This is a genomic window from Curtobacterium sp. VKM Ac-1393 (assembly GCF_015350995.1).
Lineage (GTDB): Bacteria > Actinomycetota > Actinomycetes > Actinomycetales > Microbacteriaceae > Curtobacterium.
This window is the reverse complement of the sequence record NZ_JADKRW010000002.1, coordinates 123,872-135,311: the sequence shown is the minus strand read 5'-3', so window position 1 is coordinate 135,311 and position 11,440 is coordinate 123,872. Positions and strand designations below refer to the sequence as shown.

9 protein-coding genes are annotated in these 11,440 nt (G+C 72.6%); 1 reads left to right on the top strand and 8 read right to left on the bottom strand.

Translation table 11 applies throughout. From position 1 onward, the window contains the following. The first annotated feature begins 5 nt into the window (after positions 1-5). Entirely contained in the window at positions 6-1,019 is a 1,014-nt protein-coding gene (locus ITJ59_RS04470; protein ID WP_194649936.1) for an ABC transporter substrate-binding protein, read from the top strand. 263 nt (positions 1,020-1,282) lie between these two features. Here ITJ59_RS04470 and ITJ59_RS04465 read toward each other — a convergent pair whose 3' ends face one another. The 8 genes from ITJ59_RS04465 to ITJ59_RS04430 are packed head-to-tail and all read right to left on the bottom strand — an operon-like array spanning position 1,283 to position 11,436. Beyond that, positions 1,283-2,479 (bottom strand): LLM class flavin-dependent oxidoreductase, encoded by a 1,197-nt coding sequence (locus ITJ59_RS04465; protein WP_194649935.1) that lies wholly within the window; start codon positions 2,477-2,479, stop codon positions 1,283-1,285. Beyond that, positions 2,476-4,119 (bottom strand): ABC transporter substrate-binding protein, encoded by a 1,644-nt coding sequence (locus tag ITJ59_RS04460; protein ID WP_194649934.1) that lies wholly within the window; start codon positions 4,117-4,119, stop codon positions 2,476-2,478. Before ITJ59_RS04460 ends, ITJ59_RS04465 begins: the two co-directional genes overlap by 4 nt. Beyond that, complete coding sequence (locus tag ITJ59_RS04455) at positions 4,116-5,822, bottom strand: dipeptide ABC transporter ATP-binding protein (protein WP_194649933.1); 1,707 nt, start codon at positions 5,820-5,822, stop codon at positions 4,116-4,118. Before ITJ59_RS04455 ends, ITJ59_RS04460 begins: the two co-directional genes overlap by 4 nt. Continuing rightward, the gene (locus ITJ59_RS04450; protein WP_194649932.1) at positions 5,819-6,712 is read right to left on the bottom strand and encodes an ABC transporter permease; all 894 of its coding nucleotides are present in this window, start codon (positions 6,710-6,712) and stop codon (positions 5,819-5,821) included. The genes ITJ59_RS04455 and ITJ59_RS04450 overlap by 4 nt, the downstream gene beginning before the upstream one ends. Next, complete coding sequence (locus tag ITJ59_RS04445) at positions 6,709-7,779, bottom strand: ABC transporter permease (protein ID WP_194649931.1); 1,071 nt, start codon at positions 7,777-7,779, stop codon at positions 6,709-6,711. The genes ITJ59_RS04450 and ITJ59_RS04445 overlap by 4 nt, the downstream gene beginning before the upstream one ends. Next, the gene (locus ITJ59_RS04440; protein ID WP_194649930.1) at positions 7,776-8,798 is read right to left on the bottom strand and encodes an LLM class flavin-dependent oxidoreductase; all 1,023 of its coding nucleotides are present in this window, start codon (positions 8,796-8,798) and stop codon (positions 7,776-7,778) included. Before ITJ59_RS04440 ends, ITJ59_RS04445 begins: the two co-directional genes overlap by 4 nt. Continuing rightward, positions 8,795-10,231 carry an NtaA/DmoA family FMN-dependent monooxygenase gene (locus tag ITJ59_RS04435; protein WP_194649929.1) on the bottom strand — a complete coding sequence of 479 codons (1,437 nt, stop codon included), beginning with the start codon at positions 10,229-10,231 and terminating at the stop codon, positions 8,795-8,797. The genes ITJ59_RS04440 and ITJ59_RS04435 overlap by 4 nt, the downstream gene beginning before the upstream one ends. Beyond that, positions 10,228-11,436: an LLM class flavin-dependent oxidoreductase gene (locus ITJ59_RS04430; RefSeq protein WP_194649928.1), complete on the bottom strand. Its 1,209-nt coding sequence runs from the start codon at positions 11,434-11,436 to the stop codon at positions 10,228-10,230. The genes ITJ59_RS04435 and ITJ59_RS04430 overlap by 4 nt, the downstream gene beginning before the upstream one ends. Between the last annotated feature and the right edge of the window lie 4 nt (positions 11,437-11,440).

Genomic DNA, 11,440 nt, shown 5'->3' with positions numbered 1-11,440 from the left:
GAACCATGTCCATCACCACCCCTTCCCGCTGGCGGACCCGCGCCGGCGCCCTCGTCCTCGCCACCGGAGTCGTCGTGGCGCTCGCCGGATGCGCCACGTCGGCGACGGCCGGCGCCGGCGCCGGCTCCGGCTCGGTCACGATCGGCGCGGCGTCGAACGGCGCCGCGACCGAGACGAAGGTCACCGTCAAGGAGGACACCGCACTCCACGACGCCCTGCCCGCCGACGTCAAGCAGGCGGGGACGCTCACCATCGGCATCGGCGCCCTGCCGGCCGGCTTCCCGCCGCTCGCGTTCACCGGCGACGACCAGAAGACGCTGACCGGGTCCGAACCGGACCTCGGGCGGCTCGTCGCCGCGAAGCTCGGTCTGGAGGCCGACGTCCAGAACGCCACGTGGGACAACCTGTTCGTCGGCATCGACAGCGGCAAGTACGACGCGGGCTTCTCGAACATCACCGTGACCGAGCAGCGCCGCGAGAAGTACGACTTCGCGTCCTACCGTCAGGACAACCTCGCGCTGCAGGTGCCGGAGGACTCCTCGTTGACGTTCGACGGCGACCCGTCCGTGCTCGCCGGCAAGACCGTCGCCGTCAGTTCCGGCACCAACCAGGAGCTCATCCTGCTCGGCTGGAAGGCCGACCTGGCGAAGCAGGGCAAGACGATCACGATCAAGTACTACCCGGACGGCAACGCCGTGAAGCTGGCGCTCGACTCCGGCAAGATCGACGCGTACTTCGGGCCGAACCCGACGGTCGCTTACCAGAACACGTTGAGCGCGGACGGCGCGAACCCGACGAAGACGGCCGGCACGTTCTCCGGCGCGGGCGGGGACCTGCAGGGGCTCATCGCGGCGACGACGAAGAAGGACAGCGGGCTCGCCGAGCCCATCGCGGACGCCATCGACGAGCTGATCGACGACGGCACGTACGCGAAGTGGCTCAAGTCGTACAACCTGTCGAACGAGGCCGTGGAGCACTCCGAGGTCAACCCCGAGGGGCTGCCGCTCGACGCGAGCTGAGCCGGGCCCGCCCGACTCGGAACGACTCCCTCGATGTCGCACGACGTCGAGGGAGTCGCTCTGTGCGCGCGCATCGTCCGACATTCCACGAGGTGATCGACGCGTGCATCGTCGGAACATGCACACGCACTCGATGCATGCGCAAGGGACGACGATCCACCTGACGATCAACGGGTGGATCGTCGGAACATGCACGCGCACCGACGTGGAACGACGAGCTCGACGTCGTGCGACATCGAGCTCGTCGTTCCAGATCGGTGCGGTCAGCGCACGCCGGCACCCACCCCGGCACCCACCCCGGCATCCACCCCGGCATCCACAGCACCGGCACCAGCACCAGCACCCCGCGCCGCCCACTCCGCCGCGAGCAGCTCGTACGAACGCACCCGGGCGTCGTGGTCGTGCGTGATCGTCGTCACCAGGAGCTCGTCCGCGCCGGTCGCCCGCTGCAGGACCTCGAGGCGGTCCGCGACGGCCGCAGCATCCCCGACGAAGCGGGTGGCGAGCCGATCGGCGACCGACGCCGCTTCCGCCGCAGCGAGCGGCGCAACACGTGCTGCGGACGGGGTCGGGTACGCGATCGCCCCGACGCCGGAGCGGATCGAGTGCACCCACTCCGCGTACCCGAGCGACAGCTCCGCGGCCTCGGCCTCGGTGCGCCCGACGACGACGTCCGCCGACACGATGACGTGCGGCGCCTGGAACACCCCGGGGCGGAACGCGTCGCGGTAGGCCTGCACCGACGCCAGGACCGTGCCGGGCGACGTGTGGTAGTTCGCGCCGTACGGCAGTCCGAGTGCTCCGGCGACCCGGGCGCTCTCACCGCCGGTCGACCCGTGGATCCACAGTTCGACCTCGGCTCCGGCCGCGGGCGGCGCCTCGACGACGGCGCCGTCCCGCGACCACGTGCCGGCGAACAGCGCCCGGATGAGCGACAGCTCGCCCTCGAACCGGTCGACGTCACCGGGGACGCGTCCGAGCATCTCCCCCTGCAGGGCGAACCGGCTGCCCGGTGCGATGCGGAAGTCGAACGGTGCGGGCACGAGCAGTCCGTCGACGACCTGGTCCGACCGCGGCGCGAGCGACGGCGGCTTGGGGGTACCGGGTGCCGGCGCCCCGGAGCGGCCGAGCCCGAGGTCGATCCGCGGCCCGTACAGCGCCGCGAGGGTGCCGAAGGTCTCGGCGATCTGCAGCCCCCGGGCGTTGCCGACGAGCGTCGCCGCGCTGCCGACCCGAATGGTGGACGTGGCCGCGGCGACCGCTCCGATCACGATGGTCGGCGCACTGCCCGCCACCCCGGGGTTGAGGTGGTGCTCGGCGAGCCAGTAGCGGGCGTACCCGGCACGTTCCGCGGCGACGGCCAGGTCGACGGTGCGGTGGAGCGCCGTGGCTGCGGAGGACCCGGCGGTGACCGGCACCAGGTCGAGTACCGAGAGCGGGACGGAGCGAGCGGGGCTCACGAGGCGTCCTTCCACGCGCCGGTCAGCTGGTCGAGCCGGGTGTCGGCCCCGAAGGCGATGCCGTGCACGTCCGTCGCCGGCGCGATGATGCTGGTGAGTTCGTGGACCGGGACGAAGTCGACCTGGGACGCGATGCGCTGCTGGATCTCCCCGAAGGTGGCCGACCGGTCGGACGCCGACGACTGCGACAGTTCCTTCGTGAAGAGCGCGTCGAGCGTCGTGTCCGACGCGCCGATCGACTGGGCACCCGAGCTGGAGAACTTCGACCGCAGGACGTCGCCGTCGGCGCGCGAGCTGTTGTCCCACGACAGGTCCCAGTCGCCGCTCGTCAGGTTGGCGAGGTACTGCGGCACGGTGCCACTCTCGAGGGTGACACCGACACCGACCTTCCCGAGCTCCTGCTGGATCAGCTCGAGGGACGTCTGGTTCGGTCCGAAGTTCGTGATCCAGACGAGCTTGAGCTGCAGCTTCGTGCCGTCCTTCGAGCGGATGCCGTCGGAGCCCTTCTTCCACCCGGCGTCGTCCAGGGCGGCCGCCGCAGCCTTCGGGTCGTAGGCGGCCGAACCCGACGACGTGTCCGAACCCGACGACATGTCCGCGTACCCGGGCGTCGTCGACCCGAGGACCGAGTTCGCGACCTTGAACAGGTCGTTCAGTGCGGTGTCGCGGACCGCCTTCGGGTCGACGGCCTGTGCGATCGCCTTCCGGACGACCAGGTCGGACACGATCGGCCGCTTCTGGTTGAACGTCAAACCGAACACCTGGCCCGGGTTGGCGCGGGTGACGAGATCGTACTGCGCCTGCAGGGTGTCGACGTCGCTCGGCTGCACGCTGCTGATCGCGTCGAGCTGCCCGGACTGCAGGCTGCCGGTGCGGACGCTCGCCTCGGGTACGACCTGGAACGTGACCTTCGACAGGTGCGCCGCTCCGGAGCCGCGGGCTGCGGGACCCCAGTCGTAGTCCTTTCGCTTCGTCAGGATCGTGGACGTGTTCTTCGTGTACGACTGCAGCGTGAACGGTCCGGTGCCGATCACGGCCTTCCCGTCGGCGCGGTCGTCGAACGGGGTCTCGGTCGTCTTCGGGGCGACGATGCCGAGGGCGACCGACGACGTGGCGTTCGGGAACGCGGCGTTCGGCGCCCCGAAGTCGACCTCGACCGTGTCGTCGTCGACGACCTTCGTCCCCTCGTAGCCGGAGAAGTACGCGGCGGCCGTGCTCGATGCGCCGGCCGAGGCGATGTCGTCGAAGGTGTCCTTGACGGCCGTCGCGTCGAACGCGGTACCGTCCGAGAACGTGACACCGGAGCGCAGGTCGAACGTGAACGCCGTGGCGTCGTCGTTCGCCGAGTACTTCGTCGCGAGCCACGGCTTGAGCGAGCCGTCGGACGGGTCCTGCCAGAGCAGCGAGTCGACGAGCTGCCGGGTGATCGCGAACGTGTCGTTGCCGGCACCCGTGCCCGCCGGGTTGAGCGTGATCGGGTCGTTCGCGATGGCGTAGGTGAGCGAGCCGCCGTCGACGGGCTTCGACGACGAGGACGTCGACGCGGTACCGCCCGACGAGCAGCCCGCCATGACCAGGGCAGCCGCGGTGCCGGCCGCGATCGCGGCTACCAGACGGAACGGGGTGCGGTGGGTGGTCATGAGACTCCTTCAGTGGTGGGGACGCGCCGGGATCGTCCCGGGATCGCGTCGAGCAGTGCGCGCGTGTACTCGTGCTGCGGGTCGTGCAGCACCTGCGCCACGTCGCCGTGCTCCACGACGCGGCCGCCCCGCAGGACGGACACCTCGTGCGCGATGCGACGGACGACGGCGAGGTCGTGCGAGATGAACAGGTAGGAGACGCCGAGCGTCGACTGCAGCTCCGCGAGCAGGTCGAGGATCTGCGCCTGGACGGACACGTCGAGTGCGGAGACGGGTTCGTCGAGGACGATGAACGACGGGTCGAGTGCGAGCGCGCGGGCGATCGCCACACGCTGCCGCTGTCCGCCGGACAGCTCCGCCGGTCGACGACCGAGCACGGACGACGGCAGCGCGACGAGGTCGAGCAACTCCGCCGCCCGAGCCGTACGGGACCGCCGGGTGCCGATGCCGAAGGCCGCGAGCGGGTCCGCGATCACCGCCCCCACCGACAGCCGCGGGTGCAGCGCCGCGTACGGGTTCTGCTGCACGATCTGCGCCTGCCGCCGGTACGCCCGCAGCGCCGCGCCGCGGGCTCCGCCCACGTCGGCACCGTCGAAGCGCACGCTGCCGGCGTCCGGGCGTTCGAGCCCGAGCACGAGCCGCGCGGTGGTCGACTTGCCCGACCCCGACTCCCCCACCAGCGCGAGCGTGCGGCCCCGCGGGACGGTCACGTCGACGCCGTCGACGGCGGTCACGCGGTCGAAGGACTTCCGCAGTCCGGTCGCGACGACGAGTGGGTCGGGGCGGACGGACGGGAGGTGGGCCCCCTCGGGCCGGTTCCGGCCGGCCGCGGAGCCTGCGGAGCGGCCGGCCGGCCGAGCCCGCGGGGACGGCTCGCGTCCCACGGACGCGGTCACGTCGTCGAGACTGGGCGCCGCTGCGATCAGGGCGCGCGTGTACGGCTCGCGGGGTGCGCCGAGCACCTCGGCCGGGGTGCCCTGCTCGACGATCCGCCCCTCGGACATCACGACGATGCGGTCGGCCCGGTCGGCGGCGACCCCGAGGTCGTGCGTGATGAACAGCACGCTCGTGCCCCGTTCGGCGACGAGCCCGTCCAGGTGGTCGAGGATCGTCCGCTGCACCGTGACGTCGAGCGCACTCGTCGGTTCGTCCGCGACGAGCAGCTCCGGGTCGCCGATCAGGGCGATCGCGATGAGCACACGCTGCCGCATGCCGCCGGACAGCTCGTGCGGGTACTGCCGCGCACGGAGCTCAGGACGGTCGATGCCGGCCCGGCGGAGCTCCTCGACGGCACGCTCCCGGGCCTCGGCACCGGTGGCGAGCCCGTGGATCCGGAGCACCTCGGCGACCTGGGTGCCGATCCGCGTCACGGGGTTGAGCGACACCGTCGGGTCCTGCGGCACGAAGCCGATCCGGACGCCGCGCACGGACCGTACCTGGCGGTCGGTCGCGGTGACCAGGTCGAGGTCCCCGGAACCGTCGGCCGCCCCGGAGAGCCGCACCGTGCCTCCCGTCAGGTCCGCCGCTGCGGGCAGGAGCCGGAGGACCGCGTGCGCCGTCGTCGACTTGCCCGAACCGGACTCGCCGACGATGGCGACGCGCTCGCCGCGGCCGACCTCGAGCGAGACGCCGTGCAGCGCGGTGCGCGCGCTGCTGCCGCGACCGTAGGTGACGGTCAGGTCTCGGATGCTGAGCAGGCTCATCGGACGGCCCTCCGTTCGGTGTCGAGCGCGCGGGCGACGCGGTTGCCGGCGAGCACCGTGACGGCGATCACCAGGCCGGGGATGGTCGTGAGCCACCACGAGGACGCGATGAAGTCGCGGCCGGTGGCGACGAGGGAACCCCACTCGGGCTGCGGCGGCTGCGCGCCGTAACCGAGGAAGCTCAGGCTGGAGACGGCGAGGATCGCGGTGCCGAACTCGAGCGCGGCGAGCACCACGACGGGCCCGGACGCGTTCGGCAGCACGTGCACGAGCAGGACGCGCCACCAGCGGTTGCCGTTCGCGCTCGCGGCCTCGACGTACGGCGCGGTGCGGACACGGACGACCTCGGAGCGCATGATGCGGGCGATCGTGGCGATGCTCGCGACGCCGACCGCCACCGCGACGTTCACGGTGCCGAAGCCGAGCACGGTGACGATCGTCAACGAGAGCAGCAGGCTCGGGATCGCCAGCAAGACGTCGGCCACGCGCATCAGCACGGCGTCGACGACCCCGCCGATGAAGCCGGCGACGAGCCCGACGAGCGAGCCCCCGACCAGCCCGATGACGATCGCGAAGACCGCGGCCTGCAGCGTGAGCGCAGTGCCGTGCACGACGCGCGCGTAGAGGTCGCGGCCGAGCTGGTCGGTGCCGAACCAGTGCGCCATGTCCGGAGCGGAGAGCTTGGCTGCGGGGTCCGCGGCGAGCGGGTCGTGGTGGGTGAGGGCTCCGGGCAGGAGCGCGGCGAGGACGACGAGGGTGAGCCAGACGAGGGCGACGGTGAGCGTCGGGCGGGCGACGAGTGCACGGAGCGCTGTCGTGGTGCCGCCGGGGACGCGGTCGGTGGCGGGCGACGCGGGGCGGCCGATCGCCAGCTGGGTGGTCTCGGTCATGCGGGGACCGCCTTCGGTTCGGTGGCGCTGGACGGGGTGGTGCCGGGCGGGGTCGCGCCGGACGGGCTGGCGCCGGGCGTCCCGCCGGGCGTCGCGCCCGGTGTCCCGCCGTCCTGGTCGCGGAGCTTCCGACGGCTGCCGGCGACGACGACGCGCGGGTCGAGCAGCGGGTACACGAGGTCGACGACCAGGTTCACCACGACGAAGATCGCGGCGGCGAGCAGCACGGTGCCCTGCACGACGGGGATGTCCTGCTGCTGCACGGCGGTGGCGGTGACCCGGCCGAGGCCCGGACGGGAGAACACCGTCTCGGTGACGACGGTGCCGGAGAACAGCTGCCCGACGATGAGTCCCGTCACGGTGAGCGCGGGCAGCGCAGCGTTCTTGAGCGCGTGCCGGAGCTGCACCCGCCACCGCCCGGCACCCTTGGCGTACGCGGTGTCCACGTGCGGCTCGCGGAGGGTCTGGAAGAGGGACTTCGACAGCAGCTGGGCGATCGTGGCACCGGTCGGCAGCGCCAGGGTGATCGCCGGCAGGACGACCGACGCTGGGCCCTCGCCACCGAACGCCGGGAACACGTGCAGCCCGAACGAGAACCACTGCACCAGCAGCAGCGCGAACCAGAACCCGGGGACCGCGACGCCGATCGGGGGCAGCTGGAGCAGGAACTGGCCGAGGGCTCGGTTCCGGGTCCACGTCGCCAGGACCGCGATCCCGCCGCCGAACACGATCGCGAGCACGAGGCCGGCGACCGCGATCTGGGCGGTCGGCGCGATCGCTTCGCCGATGACGTCGGCGACCGGTCGACCGACCCCGATCGAGCGGCCGAGGTCGCCGGTGAGCAGGGCGCCGAGGTGCTGGACGTACTGCACGAGCACCGGCTGGTCGAGGCCGTACTGGTGCCGGAGCGCGTCGAGCTGCGCCGCCGTGACGTCGGTGGCGTCCGGACCGACCATGATGCGGGCCGGGTCGCTCGGCAGCACGTAGAGGACGAAGAACGAGATGGTCCACGCCGCCCAGAGCACGAGCACGGCCTGGCCGATGCGGGAGAGCACGTAGCGGGTCATGCAGCCACCGTCGTCCGGGCGCGCGTCCACCCGAGCGCCGGTGCGACCTTCGCCACGACGTCCGAGACGATCTGCTCGTACTCGTCACCGGCGAACTCGTAGGGCAACTCGATCCGGAACTCGTCGACCTCGGCCAGCGTGGCGTCGTGCACGAGCTGCTCGACGATCTGCTCGGCGGGCCCCACCAGGTCGGCGGAGAACAGGGTCCGCCGCGGTCCCTGGGGCGCGGTCTGCCGTGCGAGACGGGACTCGTACCAGGTGCGGTACCGCTCGCGCGAGACCCGGTCGGCCGAGTCGGTCGGTACGACGCACCGGCCCCAGGCCACGCGGGGCGTTCGCCCGGTCGGCAGCGCGGCGCGGTACGCCGCGAGCTGGCTCCGCTGGGCGGTGCCGTAGTCGTCGGTGCCTTCGCCCGAGGTCAGGTTGCCGAGCAGCAGGTTGAGCCCGGAACTGCCGGCGAAGGAGGCCGACCGCAGCGACCCGCCGCCGTACCAGACCCGGTCGACCAGACCCGGTGCGTAGGGCTGCAGCCGGGGGCGCTGGACGTTCCCGGGGCTCTGGATGACGGTGTCGTCCGCGCCGAGGAACGCGCCGCGCAGGTTCTCCACGAACCGGGAGACCCGCCCGTACCCACGGTCGAACGCGCGCCAGTCGCCGTCGAACACCAGGTCGCCGAGGATCTCGGCGTGCGGCGAGCCGGTGGACAGGCCGACCTGCAGTCGACCGTGCGCCAGGACGTCGGCGAGGGAGAAGTCCTCGGCCAGGCGGAAGGGACTCTCCCACCCGATCGGCACGACGGCGACGCCGAGCTCGATGGCGGTGGTGCGCTGCGACGCCGCGGCCAGGAAGACCGCGGCCGAGCCGATGCCGTGCTCGAGGTGCCGGTGCCGGACCCAGGCGCCGTCGACGCCGAGCCGCTCGGCCGTGGCGAAGAGGTCGAGGGTGGCCTCGAGACCGTCGACGGGGGCGTCGTCCTCGAAGTTGCCGGGGACGAGTATCGCCAGGCTGGAGACCGTCACGCGAGCACCCCGGCGGACGCTGCCGCACGCGCCGGACCCGCCGCAGCGGCCGTGCGTGCGGCGGCCGAACGGTCCCGGATCGTGCCGGGCAGGTCCAGCGTCTGCCGGAGGGTCGCACCCTCGTCGTACGACTCCCGGTACACCCCGCGTTCCTGCAGCAGCGGCACGACCGTGTCGACGAACTCGTCGAGGCCGTACGGGTTGGTGTGCGGCACGACGACGAACCCGTCGGTGGCGCGCTCCTGCACGTACCGGTCGATCTCGGCGGCGATGTGCGACGCCGTCCCGACGAACCCGCCGCGGGTCGAGACCCGGATGACGAGGTCGCGGATGGACAGGTGCTCGGCCTCGGCGAGGTCCCGCCAGGACCGCACAAGCGCGGGGACGTCGCGGGTGTGCCGTGCGCGCCCGCGGGTGATCGCGGTGCCTTCGTAGTCTGGCTCGATCGTCGGCAGCGGGCCGTCGACGTCGTACGACGACAGGTCACGGTTCCAGACCTGCTCGAGGAACGCGATCGCCGTGGCCGGGCTGACCTGGGCGCGACGGACGGCGTTCGACCGTTCTTCGGCGTCCTCCGCCGACGACCCGATCACGAACGTCGCGCCGGGCAGGATCTGCAGCTCGTCCTTCGACCGTCCGACCCGTTCGAGCCGCTCGGTCACGTCGCGGTAGAACGCCTGCGCGTCGTCGAACTCGGTGTGCAGCGAGAAGATGACCTCGGCGTTCGTGGCGGCGAGGTCGCGCCCCTCGTCGGAGTCACCGGCCTGCACGATCACCGGGTGCCGCTGCGGACTGCGGGGCACCGGGAACGTGCCGGTGACGTCGAACTGCGGACCGTGGTGGTCGACGTCGCGGATGCGCGACCGGTCGGCGAACACGCCGTCCGCCAGCGCGCCGACCGCGGCGATGCCGGCGACGACGGCGTCGGGCTGCCACGAGTCCCAGAGTTCGCGGGACAGCGCGATGAACTCGGCGGCGCGCGTGTACCGGTCGGCGTGGTCGAGGAACCCGCCGCGGCGGAAGTTCGCGCCGTGGAACGCGTCCGAGCTCGTCACGACGTTCCAGCCGGCGCGGCCGTCGGTCAGGTGGTCGAGCGTGGCGAGCTGCTTCGCGAGCTCCACGGGCTCGTTGAACGTCGTCTGCAGGGTGCCGACCAGCCCGATGTGGTCGGTGACCCCGGCCAGGGCAGCCAGGACCGCGAGGGTGTTCGGACGCCCGACCACGTCGAGGTCGTGGACGCGGCCCTTCTGCTCGCGGAGCCGCAGGCCCTCGGCGAGGAACAGGAAGTCGAAGAACCCACGCTCCGCGTTGCGGGCGAAGTGCTCGAACGACGAGAACGCGATCTGGCTCTCGGCGCGGTCGTCGCTCCAGATGGTGGTGTTGTTGACGCCTGGGAAGTGGGCGGCGAGGTGGACCTGACGCTTGGTGCTCATGCTGAGACCCCCGAGGGAACTGGACCGGTGACGGACGGACGGGCGTACCGGCTGACCGCCGGGGCGATGCCGAGCCGCGTGCGCAGGTCGGCGGTGGGACGGGACGCCACGTCGGCGCGGAGCCCGGCCGTGACGAGGGCGGGGACGAGCTGCCTGGCGATGGCGGTGCTGTCGATCGGGATGCGCAGCGGGCGGAGCCGGACGCCGGCGAAGCCGAGGCCCCGCAGGTCCCCGATCAGCGACACGAGTTCGGGCACCGTCGTCGCGAGCACGGACGTGTCCGAGCCGGAGCCGACGGCGTACGGGGTGCCGGCAGCGGCGTCGAGCGCGGCGAGCTCGTCGGCCGCGGCAGCGGTCGACGACCCGATCAACACCGCGAGGTCGGCGAGGACCGGGCGACGGACGTCCGACCCGGCCACCTGCTCGAGGTGACGGACCTCGTCCAACAGGTCCAGCGCCTCCCGGCCCTGGTACCCGGGCGTGACGAGCACGACGTCCGCAGCGTCGACGGCGAACGCCGCTGCGTCGGCGCGGTGGGCCAGGGCGAAGACCGGCGGGCGCCCCTGCGGCGACCGCGGCACGATCGACGCGCCGTGGACGGACAGGTGACGGCCCGCGTACTCGGCGTTGTGGATCCGGTCGCGGTCGATGAAGCGGCCGGTCGTGACGTCGCGGATGATCGCGTCGTCGTCCCAGCTGTCCCAGAGGCGGGAGACGACCTCCGCCGCCTCGCGGGCCTCGTCGAACAGCGTGGCCACGTCGTCGCCGCCGGGTCGACGGCCGAACAGGGCCGATTCGCGGGGCGTCGGGCTCACCTGGATCCGCCACCCGGCTCGCCCCAGCGAGACGTGGTCGAGGGTCTGGAGGCCCGTGGCGACGTGGAACGGTTCAGTGTGCGTCACCGAGACGGTCGGCACCAGACCGACGGCGCGGGTCGCGGGGGCGACCGCGTTCGCGACGAGGAGGGCGTCGAGGCGTCCGACGACGGTCGTGGTGTCGAGGTCGTCCGCCGCGTCCACCGGGCCGGCGGTGAACGAGTCCTCGATGGTGACGGCGTCGATGCCGAGTCGGTCCTGCTCGACGACGACGTCGCGCCAGTGCCGGAGGCTCGACAGGCGCTGCGCGGCCGGGCCGGCGACGCGCCAGGCGGCGGGGTGCCAGCCGGCGCCCTGCAGCGCGGTGACGAGGGTGGTGCGATCGGGCACGGCA

Bases quoted from the DNA above. Each gene is read 5' to 3' on its own strand.
- ITJ59_RS04455 (WP_194649933.1), bottom strand. From the start codon at position 5,822: ATGAGCCTGCTCAGCATCCGAGACCTGACCGTCACCTACGGTCGCGGC.
- ITJ59_RS04450 (WP_194649932.1), bottom strand. From the start codon at position 6,712: ATGACCGAGACCACCCAGCTGGCGATCGGCCGCCCCGCGTCGCCCGCC.
- ITJ59_RS04435 (WP_194649929.1), bottom strand. From the start codon at position 10,231: ATGAGCACCAAGCGTCAGGTCCACCTCGCCGCCCACTTCCCAGGCGTC.
- ITJ59_RS04445 (WP_194649931.1), bottom strand. From the start codon at position 7,779: ATGACCCGCTACGTGCTCTCCCGCATCGGCCAGGCCGTGCTCGTGCTC.
- ITJ59_RS04470 (WP_194649936.1), top strand. From the start codon at position 6: ATGTCCATCACCACCCCTTCCCGCTGGCGGACCCGCGCCGGCGCCCTC.
- ITJ59_RS04460 (WP_194649934.1), bottom strand. From the start codon at position 4,119: ATGACCACCCACCGCACCCCGTTCCGTCTGGTAGCCGCGATCGCGGCC.